Source organism: Microbacterium timonense (genome assembly GCF_900292075.1).
In the GTDB taxonomy this organism is placed as follows: Bacteria; Actinomycetota; Actinomycetes; order Actinomycetales; family Microbacteriaceae; genus Microbacterium; species Microbacterium timonense.
In genome coordinates this window covers 457,856-473,249 of the sequence record NZ_OLMV01000003.1, presented here as the reverse complement: position 1 = coordinate 473,249, position 15,394 = coordinate 457,856, and the positions used below count along the sequence as shown (strand labels likewise).

The 15,394-nt window shown below is 68.4% G+C and carries 15 protein-coding genes; 8 read left to right on the top strand and 7 right to left on the bottom strand.

What is annotated here, in order from left to right; translation table 11 throughout:
• Positions 1-239: 239 nt before the first annotated feature.
• From C9992_RS11430 to C9992_RS11415, 4 genes are all read left to right on the top strand, one after another.
• Entirely contained in the window at positions 240-836 is a 597-nt protein-coding gene (locus tag C9992_RS11430; protein WP_106815701.1) for a dihydrofolate reductase family protein, read from the top strand.
• Between the two features lie 39 nt (positions 837-875).
• The gene (locus tag C9992_RS11425) at positions 876-1,205 is read left to right on the top strand and encodes a YciI family protein (protein ID WP_106815700.1); all 330 of its coding nucleotides are present in this window, start codon (positions 876-878) and stop codon (positions 1,203-1,205) included.
• Between the two features lie 53 nt (positions 1,206-1,258).
• Positions 1,259-2,431, top strand: a complete 1,173-nt coding sequence (locus C9992_RS11420; protein WP_235008198.1) for an RNA polymerase sigma factor — start codon at positions 1,259-1,261, stop codon at positions 2,429-2,431.
• 114 nt (positions 2,432-2,545) lie between these two features.
• Positions 2,546-3,997 carry a lipase family protein gene (locus C9992_RS11415; protein ID WP_160150875.1) on the top strand — a complete coding sequence of 484 codons (1,452 nt, stop codon included), beginning with the start codon at positions 2,546-2,548 and terminating at the stop codon, positions 3,995-3,997.
• Between the two features lie 3 nt (positions 3,998-4,000).
• Here C9992_RS11415 and C9992_RS11410 read toward each other — a convergent pair whose 3' ends face one another.
• The 4 genes from C9992_RS11410 to C9992_RS11395 are packed head-to-tail and all read right to left on the bottom strand — an operon-like array spanning position 4,001 to position 8,942.
• Positions 4,001-5,797, bottom strand: a complete 1,797-nt coding sequence (locus C9992_RS11410; RefSeq protein ID WP_200826293.1) for a DUF5605 domain-containing protein — start codon at positions 5,795-5,797, stop codon at positions 4,001-4,003.
• Positions 5,798-5,803: 6 nt separating this feature from the next.
• Positions 5,804-6,697: a carbohydrate ABC transporter permease gene (locus C9992_RS11405; RefSeq protein WP_106815697.1), complete on the bottom strand. Its 894-nt coding sequence runs from the start codon at positions 6,695-6,697 to the stop codon at positions 5,804-5,806.
• On the bottom strand, positions 6,694-7,614 hold the full coding sequence (locus C9992_RS11400; RefSeq protein ID WP_106815696.1) for a carbohydrate ABC transporter permease: 921 nt from the start codon (positions 7,612-7,614) through the stop codon (positions 6,694-6,696). Before C9992_RS11400 ends, C9992_RS11405 begins: the two co-directional genes overlap by 4 nt.
• A 59-nt stretch (positions 7,615-7,673) precedes the next feature.
• On the bottom strand, positions 7,674-8,942 hold the full coding sequence (locus C9992_RS11395; RefSeq protein WP_160150874.1) for an ABC transporter substrate-binding protein: 1,269 nt from the start codon (positions 8,940-8,942) through the stop codon (positions 7,674-7,676).
• Between the two features lie 222 nt (positions 8,943-9,164).
• Between C9992_RS11395 and C9992_RS11390 the strand changes: the two genes are divergently transcribed.
• Positions 9,165-10,220, top strand: coding sequence for a LacI family DNA-binding transcriptional regulator (locus C9992_RS11390; RefSeq protein WP_106815694.1), 1,056 nt, complete (start codon positions 9,165-9,167; stop codon positions 10,218-10,220).
• Positions 10,221-10,226: 6 nt separating this feature from the next.
• Here the strand turns inward: C9992_RS11390 and C9992_RS11385 are convergent, their stop codons facing one another.
• The 3 genes from C9992_RS11385 to C9992_RS11375 form a co-directional block, all read right to left on the bottom strand.
• Positions 10,227-10,532, bottom strand: coding sequence for an EthD family reductase (locus C9992_RS11385; RefSeq protein ID WP_106815693.1), 306 nt, complete (start codon positions 10,530-10,532; stop codon positions 10,227-10,229).
• 103 nt (positions 10,533-10,635) lie between these two features.
• On the bottom strand, positions 10,636-12,102 hold the full coding sequence (locus tag C9992_RS11380) for a dihydrolipoyl dehydrogenase family protein (RefSeq protein WP_106815692.1): 1,467 nt from the start codon (positions 12,100-12,102) through the stop codon (positions 10,636-10,638).
• Positions 12,099-12,659: a DUF308 domain-containing protein gene (locus C9992_RS11375; protein WP_106815691.1), complete on the bottom strand. Its 561-nt coding sequence runs from the start codon at positions 12,657-12,659 to the stop codon at positions 12,099-12,101. Before C9992_RS11375 ends, C9992_RS11380 begins: the two co-directional genes overlap by 4 nt.
• A gap of 112 nt (positions 12,660-12,771) precedes the next feature.
• Between C9992_RS11375 and C9992_RS11370 the strand changes: the two genes are divergently transcribed.
• From C9992_RS11370 to C9992_RS11360, 3 genes are read left to right on the top strand one after another with little or no spacing between them, the layout of a single operon-like run.
• The gene (locus C9992_RS11370) at positions 12,772-13,392 is read left to right on the top strand and encodes a TetR/AcrR family transcriptional regulator (RefSeq protein WP_106815690.1); all 621 of its coding nucleotides are present in this window, start codon (positions 12,772-12,774) and stop codon (positions 13,390-13,392) included.
• Positions 13,393-13,435: 43 nt separating this feature from the next.
• Entirely contained in the window at positions 13,436-14,008 is a 573-nt protein-coding gene (locus tag C9992_RS11365) for a TetR/AcrR family transcriptional regulator (protein ID WP_235008197.1), read from the top strand.
• A gap of 26 nt (positions 14,009-14,034) precedes the next feature.
• Entirely contained in the window at positions 14,035-15,393 is a 1,359-nt protein-coding gene (locus C9992_RS11360; protein ID WP_106815688.1) for an MFS transporter, read from the top strand.
• The last annotated feature ends 1 nt before the right edge of the window (position 15,394 follow it).

Sequence of the window (15,394 nt, the reverse complement as noted above, 5' to 3'; positions counted from 1 at the left end):
TTAGGACTATCAGGGCGGTGGACGTTTCGTCTCGCTTCGCTCGCTCAACGAACGGGGAGGACGACCGGGGACGCTTCGTCTCGCTTCGCTCCCTCAACGGGCGGGGAGGGTGGGGACGTTCGACTCGGTTTGCTCGCTCAACGGGCGGGGGTGGGAGAGATTATCGCGGGCGCTGTCGAAATGGGGGCGCCGGGTTCGTAGCAAGGGTGAAAGCAGGAATCACTGGAACGGAGCACATCATGAGCACGACCTTCACCGTCAACTTCTTCTGCACCCTCGACGGCTACGGCATGGGCCACGGCTGGCCGGGCTACTGGGGCAAGGAGGGTCCCGAGCTTCGTGCCGACCTCGAGCGCACCTACGCCGAGGAGCAGGTGCTGGTGTACGGGGCTACGACATTCCGCGAGTTCCGCTCGTTCGTGAAGGACTACGACGAGCCGTACTACGACAGCCTCAACGCCCACCCCAAGCTCGTGTTCTCCCGCACGCTGGAGGAGCCGCTGGGCTGGGAGAACTCGAGCGTCATCCGCGAAGACGCCGTCACCGCGATCGAGCGGCTCAAGCGCACCACCGATGTACCCATGCGCTCGCACGGCAGCATCTCGCTGAACCGCGCGCTGCTCGCGGCCGGTCTCGTCGACCGCCTCGAGGTGACGATCTTCCCCGCGGTCACCGGTCGCGCCGGCGACGCGGCGCTCCTGCACGGCGGAGCCGAGCTGGATCTCGACCTCATCGAGTCGACCGTGCTCGACGGGCAGACGCAGAAGCTCGTCTACGCCCCGCGCCTGCACGTCGGGATTCCCGAGGGCGTCGGTCCGAAGCGGCGGGACGCCTGAGGGCTGTCGGGCGTCGTACGGGAACGGAAGGATACGAGCATGCAGTACTTGGTCAACGTCATCGACAGCCGCAGCAACTCGGGCACCGACGAGGAGATGGTCGCGATCGACGCGTTCAACGACAAGCTCCGCGCCGGCGGGCATTGGGTGTTCGCCGCCGGGCTGGCCGACCCCACCGTGTCGACGGTCATCGACGGCCGCGGCGATGAGCCGGTGCTCACCGACGGCCCCTTCGTCGAGGCCAAGGAGTGGGCGGCGGGCTTCTGGATCATCGAAGCGCCCGACCTCGACGTCGCCATCCAGCTCATGACCGACGGCTCGAGGGCCTGCAACCGGCGGCTCGAGGTGCGGCCGCTGCTGCAAGGGTGAGCGATCCTCGGGAGGCCCTGACCCGTGCACACCGGAACGAGTGGGCGCGGGTCGTGGCCACGCTCGCAAAGCGTTTCGGCAACCTCGACATCGCCGAGGATGCCGCGGCCGAGGCCTTCGCCGCGGCATCCGAGCGATGGCCGGTGGACGGCATCCCCGCGAACCCCGGCGCCTGGCTCACGACGGCCGCGACCCGCAAGGCGATCGATGTGATGAGGCGGGAGAGCATCCGAGACGCGAGGCACAGGGAGGCGCTGCTCGTGTACGACGCAGACCCCGAGCCGCTGGGCGTGATCGACGACGACCGGTTGCGGCTCCTGTTCATCTGCTGCCACCCGGCGCTGGCGATGGAGGCGCGGGTGGCGCTCACACTCCGGCTCGTCGGAGGCCTGAGTGTTCCCGAGATCGCCCGCGCGTTCCTCGTGCAAGACACGACCATGGGCGCCCGCATCACCCGGGCCAAGGCGAAGATCACGGCCGCCGGCATCCCGTATCGGATGCCTGATGCCGATGACCTGCCGCGCCGCGTATCGGGCGTGCTGGCGGTGCTTTTCCTCGTCTTCAACGAGGGCTACCTCGCGTCGGGACCCGACACGGCACCGGTGCGCGCGGAGCTGACCGGCGAAGCCATCCGACTGGCGCGCCTGCTGCACCAGCTGCTGCCCCGCGACGGCGAGGTGACCGGCGTGCTCGCGCTGATGCTGCTCATCGAGGCCCGGCGCGCCGCGCGCGTCTCGGGGGCGGGCGAACTGGTGCCGTTGAGCGACCAAGACCGCACGCGATGGGATGCCGCGCTCATCGCCGAGGGTCACGCCCTGGTCCGCGAGCGCCTGGCATCGGGCGAGGCGCCGGGCCGCTACCAGCTGCTCGCGGCGATCAACGCGGTCCACACCGACGGCGACGCGCCGGACTGGACGCAGATCGTCGCCCTGTACGACCACATGGTTCGGCTCGACCCTTCGCCGGTCGTGCGGCTGAACCGGGCGATCGCGGTCGCCGAGTGCGACGGGCCCGACCTCGGGCTCGCGCTCGTGGACGCGCTGGAGCCCGAGCTGCGCGGCTATCACCCATACCACGCCGCCCGCGCTCAGCTGCTGCACCGGCTCGGGCGCGACGCGGAGGCGCGGGACGCCTACGACGCGGCCATCCGGCTCGCCGGCAATACCGCGGAGGTCGCGTACCTGACACGGCGCCGCGACGAGTACCTCGGTCCGCCGGTCGAGTAGCGAGCTCGCGAGCATGCCGAGACCGGGCACCCGTCGGCCGGACGTGTGTCCGCTACGGCGCGTCGCGCGCGAAATCGATACCGTCAGGCCTTCGCGTGCCCTAGGTTCAGAGCCGTGCGAAATTTCGGGGGAAAGCGCCGTCCGTCCATCGTCGACTCAACTGCGACCGATCCGCTGACGCGGGAAGGGTGGGTACGGCGCCGGCTGCGGCACGCGGCCGCACCGGTCGCAGTCACCGCCACCGCCCTGCTCATCGCCGGCTGTTCGTTCGCGCCCGCGTCGAGCACCGAGCCGAGCGGGGAGCCGTCGGCCGCGACGACGACCACGAGCACCGTCGACGGCCAGTTCGCGATCCCGGAGTTCTACGAGCCGCCGTCGCCGCTGCCCGACAAGGAGCACGGCACGCTGCTGCGCTCCGAAGAGGTGCCGGCCCCGGAGGGTGCCCGCGCCTGGCGGATCCTGTACCTGTCGGAGACGCACGACGGGACGCCGGTCGCGACATCCGGCATCGTCGTCGCCCCGAAGGGCGAGGCGCCGGACGGGGGTCGCAAGGTCGTGGCGTGGGCGCACGGCACCGAGGGCGGCGGCCGCAACTGCGCGCCGTCGCTGGCCGCGGAGCCCGCCGTGGACCTCGTCGACTACTTCACGTACACGAGCCCGTTCCAGCAGGACGTCGGCATCCCGGCGCTGACCGAGTTCCTCGACGCGGGCTACGTGGTGGTCGCCACGGACTACCAGGGCCTCGGCACGCCCGGCGTTCAGCAGTACACCGTGCTGGATTCCGAGGCGAACAACGTCTGGGACTCGGTCAAGGCGGCGCAGCAGATCGACGAGACCGAGGCGAGTGACGACATGGTCGTGCTCGGCTGGTCGCAGGGCGGCGGTGCGTCGGTCTGGATGGGGCAGAACACCGACTACGGCAAGCCCCTCAATCTGCTCGGCACGGCGGCGCTCGCGCCGGCCGCAGACAACGGCCCGCAGTTCGCCCGCCAGGTTCCGGAGGGTCCGCAGGATGCCACGTCACCTGCGCACGCGGTGGCGCTGCAGCTCAACGTGTTCCGCGGGTTCCTCGCCGCCTATCCCGAGCTCGACGCATCGGGAGTTGTGACGAAGGCCGGTGAGGAGGCACTCGCGGGAGCCGGTGTGCAGTGCGTCAATCACCTCGCCTACGTCATCAACTCGAACCTGACGGACTACGCGTCGCTGCTGCAGCCGAGCATCCCGTCCGACTGGCAGAAGCGCCTGGATGAGAACACCGCCGGCTACTCGGCGCCGACCGCGCCGGTGCTCGTGATGCAGGGCACCGCCGACACGGTCGTGAACCCGAACGGCACCAGCCAGTACTACGAGCGGGCGTGCGGATTCGGGATGCCGGTGCAGTACACGATCTACTCCGGTGCGACCCATCAGACCATCCCTCGCTACGCCAAGGGCGAGTACGTCTCGTGGATCGCCGACCGCTTCGCCGGCGCCGAGGCGCCGACGACCTGCGGTCCCGAGGGAAGCACGCAGACGCCGCCCCCGCCGATCCCGACCCCTTCCCCGGTCGCGACGCCCGCGCCGTAGCGCTCACCGCCGCGGGGGGTTCTGTCCGCCGTCGGAGTCGGCATCGATGGCTTGAAAGCGGAGCGCCATGTAGGGGCGACCGGGAAGCTCGATCGTGAACCGACCGCGTACCGGTTCCGGAAGCCGCTCGATCGTCATGTTCCACGTGTCGATCACGTCCACGGTGTATGCGACGTCCGGATCCCATAGGAAGCGGCGGAACCGGGGCTGGTTGAAGCCGTAATAGAAGAGCATGTACCGCCCCGGGATGCCTGCGCTGGGGATGTCCCAGTCATGCGCGACCGGCTCGAGAGCGGCCGGGGCATCCTCCATCACCCGCCGCAGCAGGGCGATGCGGTCGGGGCTCGAACCGACCAGCTCCCCGCCCTTCGACCACCACAGCTCGTCGTTCTCACGTAGGTACGTCTCGCCGTGACCGACGTAGCCGCCGCGCACCGCGCCCTCCCAGAACCGGCGCACCATCTCCTGTCCGGTGATGTTGCCCCATCCCTGGTCGATGTCGCCCTCGTACGCGCACTCGTCGATCACCACCGGCTTGCCCCAGGCATCTCGCCACTCGTCGGTCATCTCGGCCGTCTTGTAGATGTCGCGTCGCTGCACACTGGCGTGAGTGATCCACTCGCGCCCGTAGTCGTAGAACTCGAAGCAGTTGTGGATCGAGATGAGATGGCGAGTCGGGTCGTTCTCGCGCACGATGCCCGCGAATCGCTCCCAGTCCGCCTCGGTCTTGGTGGGCATCAGGTCGTACTCGTTCGCCAGCGACCACCAGACGTTGGCGAAGCCGGCGAGCCTCGCAACGGCATAGCGCAGGTACCGGTCGTCGGCGACGGCACCCATGTCGGCGAAACCCCACCGGTCGTACGGGTGGAAGAGGATGACGTCGGCCTCGATGCCGAGGCGTCCGAGCTCCGTGATGCGCTGTTCCAGGTGCGCCCAGTACCTGGGGTCGAACCGCTGGAGGTCGAAGCCTCCCTCGGGGCTCCCGACGAACGGGTACACCTCGGGCTCGTTCTCGTTGAAGGCGTACGACTTCGGGAAGACGCACATGCGGATCTTGTTGAACGGCGAGCCGGCCAGCGCGGCCAGGGTGCGCTGCTCGAGCGCATCGCCTTGGTGCGTCCAGGCGTACGCCGTCGTGCCGACGGGCACGAAGCGCCGTCCATCGGCCGACGCGAAGTGGAAGCGGTCGTGCACGCGCACCGGTCCGCGGCCCGCGGCGGTGGCATCGACGTCGAAGACTCCCCAGATGCCGTTCAACGTGCGGGCGTTGCTCTCGCTCTCGAACCGGTGCTCGCCGGCGTGCTCGACGAGGTACCGGGCGCGATAGACGCCGTCACCGTCGTAGAAGCCCGGCACGTCCACTCGGCCCCGGGGCGTGTCGATGTGCACCACGAGATCGACCTCGACGAAGGGATTCCCGTGCTGCGGGCCGTTGAACTCGATCTCGAGCCGCTCGAACCGGCGCAGCCGGCGCTGATGACGCATGCTCGCAGAGCCCGGCACGCCGTCGACGTCGTACTCCGCGCTGACCTGGTGTGCGGCTTCTCGCGGCGGTGACGGCGAATTGCCCGGGATCGGCAGCGACGACAACTCGTCCAGCAGCGCGTCGACCGCACCCGGCTCGCGCAGCGCCGGCGAGGTCCGCGCGACCAGACGCACGGGGTGACCGCCCAGTTGCAGGCGTGTAGAGAGGTCCCCGAGCTCGGGCATGTGCCGTTCGAGCACGGCGCGCGCGCCGGCATCCTTCAGCAGTGCGCCGAGGGTCTCGTCACCGGTGTAGGTGATGGCGGTGGGGGGCATCGAGGATTATCCCTTCACGGAACCGGCGAACGCACCGGATACGAAGTAGCGCTGGAACAGCAGGTAGACGATCACGACGGGGATCACCGACATCAGCGTGAACGCGTTGATCGGCCCGTACGAGCTGGTGTACTGCGACTGGAACCCCTGGATCGCCAGCGGCACGGTCCAGGCATCCGAACTCTGCAGCAGCACGAGCGCCATGCCGTACTCGTTCCATGTCGCCACGAAGTCGAGGATGAACAGCGCTGCAAGCGCAGGACCCGACAGCGGCAGGATGATCTGCCAGAACAGGCGGAAGTACGACGCGCCGTCCATTCGCGCACTCTCGTCCAGCTCTTCGGGGATCTGACGGAAGAAGCCGTAGAGGATGAAGATCTGGTACGGGATGCCGAACCCGATGTACGGCAGGATGACGCCGATGTGGGTGTTCAGCAGCCCGAGCGAGTTGATCACCTGGAACAGCGGAGCGATCGCCACCTGGATGGGGACCATCGCACCGATCGCCATCGCCGCCAGCAGGAGCCTGCTGCGACGGAACCGGATGCGCGCGATCGCGAAGGCGGCGGCGGCCGAGATCAACAGACCCACCGGAACCTTGACGATCGCGATGATCAAACTGTTGAGGCCGACGCCCAGGAGGTTGCCTGTCTCGAGCGCTTCGGCGTAGTTGCCGAAGTCGGGGTTCAGCGGCGGCAGGAAGACTGGCGTGCCGATGGCATCCGCCTCGGTCTTCAACGAGGTGAAGACGATGAACACGAGCGGCAGCATCCAGATGATCAGCGAGATCAGCAGGGCGATCCAGAGGCCGATCCGGATGTAGTCCCTGCCTCGGGAGGGCCGCCGGGGCGCGGCATCCTCGTCCGTTCGCCGCGAGACCGGTGCGAGGGCGACAGTCATGAGTCCTCCTGTCGGGCCGTCCATGCCAGATAGGGCAGCACGACGGCGAGAGTGACGACGAGCAGTACGGTCGCCACCGCGTTGCCCGGGCCGTACTCGTGGTTGGTGATGGACTGCTGGTACGACCACAGCGCGAGCACCTGGGTCATCTGCGCCGGGCCACCACCGGTCATGCCCACGATGAGGTCGAACACCTTGATCGCGCCGATGAAGGTGAGCACGAAGACGATCACCATGGTGGGACGGAGGGCGGGCAGCGTGACGTTGCGGAACACCTGCCAGCTGTTGGCGCCGTCGATCCTCGCGGCGTCGATGTGGTCCTTCTGCACCGACTGCAGGCCGGCGAGGAACAGCACCATGTTGGTGCCCACGCTCTGCCAGACGAACGCGATGAAGACCGAGTAGAGGGCGATGTTCTGATCGCCGAGCCATTGGATGTCGGCGAGCCACGGCCAGCCCAGCGCCTCACCGATGCTGGCGCCGATGCCGTAATTGGGGTTGTAGATCCACCGCCACATGTTGGCCACGGCGATCGACGCGAGCACTCCGGGGATGTAGAAGACGGAGCGGAACAGGTTCCGCCCGAACAGCGGGCGGTTCAGCGCGAGGGCCAGGAGCAGGCTGATCGTCAGGGGGATGATCAACGACAGGACGATCCAGATCACCGTGTTGCGGAATGCCGTCCAGAAGACCGGGTCCTGCGTGAAGATTCGCACGTAGTTGTCGAAGCCGACGAACTCCTGGGGCGCGCCGACGAACCCGGTCCAGTCGAAGAACGACAGCCGCACCGACTCGATCATCGGGCCGACGACGAAGAACAGGTAGGCGACAAGAGCTGGGGCCAGGAACGGCAGCGCCACGAGGAAGCGTGATCGCCGTCGCGCGCGACGCGGTGGGGCTGGGGTGGTGGTGGTCATGCGGCTCTCCAGAGCGCGACGGTGTGCCGGCGGAGGCAGGAGCCTCCGCCGGCACCGCGTCACTGGTTGTCGATGAACTTCTGCATCTCGCTCCCCGCCTCAGAGGGGTCGAGCTGATCGGTCGCGACGAGGTTCTGAATGCGCCAGTACTCCGTCGTCATGGCCAGGGACATGCCCTGGTCGTTGAAGTAGTACAGGCCGGTCGCCTCGTCGAACAGCGGGTTCCACTGCTGGTCGAGGCTGTCCTGGGTGGACGGGTCGACGGTGACGGCGGTGTTGACCGGCCGGGCACCGACGAGCTCGAGGTTGATCTTCTGCGGCTCCTCGCTGGTCAGGTAGTCGAGGAACAGGGCGGCCTCGTCGGGATGTTTCGTCCCGGCAGAGACGTAGACGTTCGAGGTGTCGCCGTAGAGCTCACCCGTTCCGGTGGGGAACAGGAACACGCCGATCGTGCTGGTGTCGACGTCGTTGGATCGCAGGACATTGTCGAACCAGTTGCCTTCGATCACCATCGCGGCGTCGCCCGAGAAGAAGAGAGCGTTCGCCTCGGAGTCGCTCATGCTCGCCCAGCCGTCGACGAGGTACTCCTGGGTCCACGTGTGGAACTCGTCGAATGCGGCCTCCACGCAGGGCTCGGACGACCAGTCGGCCTCGGCGGTGATGAGCTCGCGGAACGTGTCGGAGCCGCACTCCGTCATCAGGATGTTGTCGAGCAGCCGCATCAGGTGCCAGTTGACAGTGCCACCGAACTCGATCGGCGTGATGCCCGCAGCCACCAGCTTGTCCGCGGCCTCGACGAGCTCGTCGTACGTCGTGGGCGGCGCGGTGATCCCTGCCTGTGCGAACAGGTCCTTGTTGTAGAAGACGGCGGCACCGGCTTGGCCGTTGGGTACGCCGTCGTAGCCGCCGTACTGCGTGACGCTGGCCATACCCACGTCGCTGAAGCGGTCCTCCCAGCCATACTTCTCGTAGTACTTCTCGAGGTCGAGGCTCGCGCCGCCCTGGACGTACTCGCCTCCGATTCCCGGGCCGGCCCATGACCAGTACACATCCGGGGCGGCCGAGGTGCCGAGCGACGTGCGCAACGCCTCCTTGTGGCCGTCGGTGGATCGCTCCTCCACCTCGATCTTGATGTCGGGGTGCTCTTTCTCGAACCCTGCGAGCGTCTCCTCCCAGGCCTGCTTCGAGGCATCGTTGGTGTCAGCCAGCTTCCAGTAGGTGAGTGTGACCTGACCGTCGGCCGCTTCGCCGCCGGCGCTGCATGCGCCCAGCCCGGTCGCCAGCAGGGCCGCGCCCGCCACGGCCACCGCCTTTCGCTTCCATCGCATCATTGCGTCCTTTCACTGCAGTGTGAGCTTCTCCGCGATCGCCTGCGACGCGGCTCCGACCGGTGTCGGCCGCACCTATGTTAGCGTTTGCATACCGGCCGTCAAGTGCAAGGTTTGCGGAGCGCCCTTTGATGACATGCCTTGACCGGCCTGTCTCCTTCGCGTGCGCTTCACGTCTGGAATCGATAACATCGGGTCCAGAGCATCGCCGAGGAGGCCACCATGCCACCAGCAGCCCGCCGGGGCACCGCCGCCGGTCGCCCGACCCTCAATGACGTAGGGCGCCTGGCCGGCGTATCGGCACAGACCGTGTCGCGGTTCCTGACGGGGGCGTCCTACGTCGGGGCTGACGCCGGCGAGCGCATCCAGCAGGCGATCGACGCGCTGGGCTATCGCCCGAACCGCCTGGCCCGCGGACTTCAGAACGGCCGCTCCGACACGGTCGGCGTCCTCACGTCCGCTCCGCTGAATTACGGCGCAGCCGAGACGCTGGCCGGGCTCAGCGCCGGCGCGCACGCCGCCGACGTCACGTTGATCACGGCGCACCTGGACGTGAACGACTCACAGCCCGCCGACGCGAAACGCATCCTCGAGCGGTTTCTGTCGATGCGCGTCGACGGGGTCGTCATCACCGCTCGCATCGACGGCCTCGAGTCGCTGCTGCAGCAGACGGTGCGCGACGAGGTGCCGATCGTCGCTGTGACCGGGCGCCCGGTCCCCGGTACCGGGACGGCGGGCGCCGACTCGTACGCCGCCGGACGGTTGGTCATGGACCATCTGCTGGAGCTCGGCCACTCCCGCATCGCGTTCCTCGCGGGACCCCGCGACAGCGCCGAGTCGCAAGAGCGGGAACGCGCCTACTACGACGCGATGGCCACCGCGGGCGGGACGGTGCTGCCGGTCATCGTCGGCGGCGATTGGACCGGCGCCGCCGGGTACGAGGCCGGCCTGAGGGCTGATTTCGCATCTTTCACCGCGGTCTTCGCCGCGGACGACGAACTGGCGCTCGGCTTCTCGGCGGCGGCGCGCAGTCGCGGCTACTCCGCACCGGGCGATTTCTCGCTGGTTGGGATCGACGACATGCCCGAGGCGCGGTACTTCGCTCCCCCTCTCACGACCGCTCGCATGGACTTCGCAGCCCTCGGACGGCGCGCGTTCGAGGCGTTGCACGAGGTGGTGCGAACGGGCGAGGGCGCGGCGCACGTGGTGGTCACTCCCGAGTTGATCGTGCGGGAATCGACGGCTGCGCCCTCCCCGCACGCGACTCCCGCAGCGTAGCCCGCGTCAGTCGGTCTTGATGTCGGAGAACAGCCCGGTGAAGGGCGTGCCGGTGCTCAGAACCCGTTCGAAGAAGGCACCGGCGATCGGACTCGCCACCGCCGCGGATGCCGCCTCGTAGCTGTCGAAGTACAGATCGAGCGTGCGGTGAGCCGGGGTCAGCGTGCCGTCCTCCTTGGGCCAGACCTTGGCCTCTTCGACACGACGCAGGTCGGGCAGCTGTCGTGCGAGCTCGGCGATCTCGGGGTAGACCGTCTCGAACGCGGACGGGTCGGCGGGGTTGTCGAAGATGAGGGTGATCTTGGTGGGCATGGGTGGTTCGCTTTCGTTCAAATGGTGGGAAGTGGAAGTGGTGTGGAGGCAGAAGCTGCCGGAGGTGGGAGTCGGTGATCCCGCGGAGCCCCCTGCGAGAGCGTCAGCTGACCGTGAGGAGGTCCCTTCCCTCCGATGCCGTCGCAATGACCGCTTCGGGCCGCCCGTACGTCTCGAGCAGTCGCAGCCAGATCTCACTGATCGTGGGATACGACGGCACCGCGTGCCAGAGTCGCTCGATCGGCACCTCGCCCACGATCGCGATGGTCGCTGAGTGCAGAAGCTCGGCGACGTCTTGACCGACGAAGGTCGCACCGACCACGATCTGCCGGTCCTCGTCGACGACGAGCTTGGCGCGCCCGCTGTACCCGTCGGCGTGGAGCTTGGCGCCGCTGACCCAGCCGAGGTCGTACTCGACCGCGCGCACATTCAGGCCGACGGCCCGAGCGCGCGCCTCGGTCAGACCCACGCTGGCCACCTCGGGGTCGGTGAAGACCACGTGGGGGACCGCACGGTGGTCGGCCGTTGCGGCGTGCCATCCCCATGACCCGTCACTCAGCGTGGTGCCCTGCAGCCGCGCCGCGATCGCCTCACCGGCGGCACGCGCTTGGTACTTGCCCTGGTGTGTGAGCAGGGCGCGACCGTTGACGTCACCGACGCCGTAGAGCCAGTCGGTGCCTACCACCAGCATGGTGTCGTCGACGGTGAGGGCGGCGCCTGGCGTGAGACCCACGGTTTCGAGGCCGACGTCGCTCGTGTTCGGTCGCCGACCGGTGGAGACGAGGATCTCTTCCGCCTGCAGCACGGTGCCATCGGCGAGCTGCACGCTGACGACGCCGTTCGTGTCGCGGTCCACGCGCGCGGGCGTCGCGCCGAGGCGCACGTCCACTCCCTCCGCAGCCAGTGACGCCGCGAGGTACTCGCCGACGAACGGTTCCTCCTGCTCGAGCAGCGCACCCCGGGAGAGCAACGTCACGTGCGATCCCAGCGAGGAGAACGCGAGAGCGAGCTCGGTACCGGCCACGCCACCGCCGACGACGACGAGCCGCGGCGGAACGTGATCGGCGGACGTCGCCTCTCGCGTTCCCCACGGGTTCGCAGCATCCAGTCCCGGAACCGGCGGCAGGAACGGAACAGAGCCGGTCGCCAGCGCCACGGCCTTCGCCGTGAAGGTGCGGTCGCCGACGCTCACCCGGTGGGGGCCGGCGAGCCGCGCATGCCCGCGGATCAGGTCGATGCCGGCGGATTCCAGCCAGGCGACCTGTCCGTCATCCTTCCACTGGTCGGTGAAGGCGGAGCGCCGGGCCAGTACGGCGTCGGCGTCGATCCGTCCGCCGAGCGCCTCGCGGGCCCCGCCGACGCGCTGGGCGGCACGCAGCGCGTGACCGCTGCGCAACAGCGCCTTCGACGGCATGCACGCCCAGTACGAGCATTCGCCGCCGACGAGTTCGGATTCGACGATCGCGGCGCGGATGCCGCGCTTGGTGGCGTAGTCCGCGACGTTCTCGCCGACGGGTCCGGCGCCGACGACGATCAGGTCGTAGTCGTAACGCGAGTCGAGGTCGTTCATGATGCCTTCCGCTGGAGGATGCTGAGCCGGATGCCGGCGACGAGGAAGAAGATGCCGCCGAGGATCGCGTAGCCGCCGACGCCCACGACGACAGTTCCGCCCTGCAGGCCCTGCGTGGCGAACGCGGCGCCGGCGAGCACGGAGATCGCGCCGCTGATCATGAGCGGCACCTGACCGCCCGAGCTGCGGCGCAGGATTGCGGCGATCAGCTGCGCAAGACCTGACACGATCGCCCACACTCCCCAGGCGACGAGCACTGCGGCGGCGGAGATGGTCGAAGCCCACCCCAGCGCGATCGCTGCCAGCACGCTCAGGACCACATTGCCGAGCTCGGCCGGTCGGGGTCCGCGTGCCTGCCCTTCGGCGCGGATCTGGAGGAACACCGCGCCCGCGTCGACGAGCGGGTACAGCACCAGCAGGACGGTCAGCAGCGGGTTCGGCGCGGGAGCAGTCAGGAACAGCACCACCGCCCAGATGACGGCGAAGGCGGCGCGGGTCAAGTAGATCCGTCTCAGGGCGGTGCCGAGTCCCGGTTTGGAAGTGGTGGACGTGGTCATGTGGAAGTCCTTCGATTGGTCATTGCGATGTAGAGTTACTAGTACGTCTACGTGGAGGACTCTAGACTACACATGCCCGATCGGACAACATCGACGCGAGAGGACGGCGTCCATGGCTGCTGAGGCGACACCTTCCCCGCGACGCGGATCCGGGTCCGAGACGCGGGCCCGCATCCTGGCTGCAGCCAGCGACCTCTTCTACGCACACGGCATCCGCGCCGTCAGTGCCGACCGCATCATCGACCAGGTCGGCATCACGAAAGTGACGTTCTACCGCCACTTCCGCAGCAAGGCCGATCTGGTCGTCGCGTATCTCACCGAGCAGGCGGATGCCGAGCGGGGCTGGATGCAGAGCATCCACCGCGCCGACGATCCGGTCGGTACGCTGCGGGCTCTCGCGACGGGCATCGGAGAGGCGAGCTGTCGCCCTGGATTCCGCGGGTGCGCGTTCATCAACGCGGCGGCGGAGTTCTCTGACGCCGACGACCCCGTCCGGATCGCCGTGGACGCGCACCGCTCCTGGATGTTCGACTACTTCGCCGGAATCGCGGCCGAGAGTGGAGCCGAGGATGCGCAGGCTGCTGCGCGCCAGCTCATGCTGCTGCGGGACGGCGGCATGGTGAGCGGCTACCTCGGCGAGCCGACCGCGGTCGCCGAATCACTCGGGGCGGCGTTCACCTCCATCGTCGCGACGCCGTCGCCGCCGCGCGAGGGTGCCGTGGCATCCCCCTGAGCAGGGTGCTTCATTAGTAGTTATTAACCAGTAACATAGCGGTGTGCGCAGCCGTATGAGTGGCGTCGAGCGACGCTCGCAGGTGTTGGAGTTCGCCGCAGAGGAGTTCGCCGCGCACGGCTTGCACGGGGCCTCGACCGAAGCGATCGCCCGGGCCGCCGGCATCACGCAGGCGTACGTCTTCCGAATGTTCCGCACCAAGAAGGCGCTGTTCCTCGAGCTGGTGCGCGCTGCATTCGACCGGCTCACGGACGCCATGCGAGATGCCGCCGCAGGCAAGACCGGGCTCGATGCGCTCTCAGCGATGGGGCGCCAGTACTACGAGTTGCTGGAAGACCGGACCTCGCTGCTGCTGCAGTTGCAGGGGTTCGCGGCGTGCGGCGATGTGGAAGTCAGGGATGCCGTGCGCGCCAGCTTCTCTGCGATGTGGGAGGTGGTCGCGCAGGCGACCGAGCTCGAGCCCATCACGGTGAAGTCGTTCCTGGGGTTCGGGATGCTACTGAACGCCGGCGCCGCGCTGAGTGTCGATGATGTGACCGAGGCGTGGGCTGAGGGACTCCGGACTCCGATCAGCGCCGGGCTGTTCGCACACATCACCGCGGAGACGAACCGCTGAGCGAGACGGCGACCAGCACCGCGCCCGTGCGGGGCCTCGGCCCGGCGCTCGTCACGGTCGCGTTCCTCGGCGCGGTCATCGGCGGCGTCGGCGCCCCTCTTATCACCTCGGTCGCCCTGGATCTCGACGTGCCGCTGGAGTCCGCCCAATGGACCCTCACCATCACATTGTTCGCGGGCGCGGTCTCCGCGCCCGTCCTCGGTCGGCTCGGCACCGGCCCTCACCGCCGGGCCGCGATCCTGATCACCCTTGCTCTGGTTGCGGGCGGCGGCCTGCTTACCGCCATCCCGCTGCCCTTCGGAATGCTGCTGATCGGACGTGCGCTCCAGGGTCTCGGGCTCGGGACGATCGCGTTGCTCATGAGCGTCGCACGCGACCATCTGCCCGCCGACCGCGCGCACGTCACGATCGGGACCGTCTCTGTCGCGGGGACGGTGGGAATCGGGGTTGCGTACCCGCTCATGGGTCTGATCGACCAGGTCGTCGGCTTGCGCGCCGCCTATACGGTCGGGTTCCTGCTCTCCGCTGCGGCGGTCCTTCTCGCCTGGCGCGTCCTCCCGGCGGACCAGCCCCGCCCGAGTGCGCGGATCGACGTTCCGGGCGCCATCCTCCTCGGCATCGGAATCCTCGGCGTACTCGTGGCGGTAGCCCAACCGTCGGTCTGGGACCTTCCCTGGGCCGGGGCGACGATCCTGGTCGTCGCTGTCCTCGCCTTGAGCGCCTGGGTATGGCTGGAGCTGCGGGTGCCTGCAGCACTGGTCGACCTCAGGCTCCTCGCGGCCGGCGGCGTCCTGCGTGCGAACGTGGCCATGCTCACCGCGGGAATCGGCATGTACCTGCTCTTCTCACTCCTCACCCGGTATGTTCAGACGCCCGCCGACGCCGGGTACGGCTTCGGGCTCCCTGAAGTGCTTGCAGGCGCCGCGCTCATCCCGTTCTCTGTGCTCGGCTTCATCGCCGGCCGCCTCACCAACTGGCTGAGCGGGCTCGTGTCCGCCCGATGGACCTTCGTGATCTACACCGCGTGCGTCATCACCGCCGCGGTCCTCTTCGCTGTCGTTCCAGACTCGCTCCTCACGACTCTCGGGTCGATGGCCATCCTCGGGTTCGGGGTCGGCGGGGCGTCCGCGATCATGCCCAGACTGGTACTCGACGGCGTGCCCCAGCACGAGACATCCAGCGTCCTGTCGATCAATCAGATCGTCCGCACGGTGGGGTTCAGCATCGGCAGCGCCGTGGCGGGGTTCCTCCTCGCCACAGCGACGCCGAACGGAGAGGTTCTGCCACAAGAGCAGGGCTACACGGACGCCGCTCTGTGGGTCATCCCGCTGCTCGCGCTCAGTTCCTGCGCCATCCTGGCGGGTGGCCGGCGGGCACGACACTGAC

Excerpts from the sequence above, each read along its gene's own strand:
- C9992_RS11410 (WP_200826293.1), bottom strand. The coding sequence starts at position 5,797 with ATGCCCCCCACCGCCATCACCTACACCGGTGACGAGACCCTCGGCGCA.
- C9992_RS11430 (WP_106815701.1), top strand. The coding sequence starts at position 240 with ATGAGCACGACCTTCACCGTCAACTTCTTCTGCACCCTCGACGGCTAC.
- C9992_RS11380 (WP_106815692.1), bottom strand. The coding sequence starts at position 12,102 with ATGAACGACCTCGACTCGCGTTACGACTACGACCTGATCGTCGTCGGC.
- C9992_RS11405 (WP_106815697.1), bottom strand. The coding sequence starts at position 6,697 with ATGACTGTCGCCCTCGCACCGGTCTCGCGGCGAACGGACGAGGATGCC.
- C9992_RS11375 (WP_106815691.1), bottom strand. The coding sequence starts at position 12,659 with ATGACCACGTCCACCACTTCCAAACCGGGACTCGGCACCGCCCTGAGA.
- C9992_RS11400 (WP_106815696.1), bottom strand. The coding sequence starts at position 7,614 with ATGACCACCACCACCCCAGCCCCACCGCGTCGCGCGCGACGGCGATCA.
- C9992_RS11385 (WP_106815693.1), bottom strand. The coding sequence starts at position 10,532 with ATGCCCACCAAGATCACCCTCATCTTCGACAACCCCGCCGACCCGTCC.
- C9992_RS11425 (WP_106815700.1), top strand. The coding sequence starts at position 876 with ATGCAGTACTTGGTCAACGTCATCGACAGCCGCAGCAACTCGGGCACC.
- C9992_RS11390 (WP_106815694.1), top strand. The coding sequence starts at position 9,165 with ATGCCACCAGCAGCCCGCCGGGGCACCGCCGCCGGTCGCCCGACCCTC.
- C9992_RS11370 (WP_106815690.1), top strand. The coding sequence starts at position 12,772 with ATGGCTGCTGAGGCGACACCTTCCCCGCGACGCGGATCCGGGTCCGAG.
- C9992_RS11395 (WP_160150874.1), bottom strand. The coding sequence starts at position 8,942 with ATGCGATGGAAGCGAAAGGCGGTGGCCGTGGCGGGCGCGGCCCTGCTG.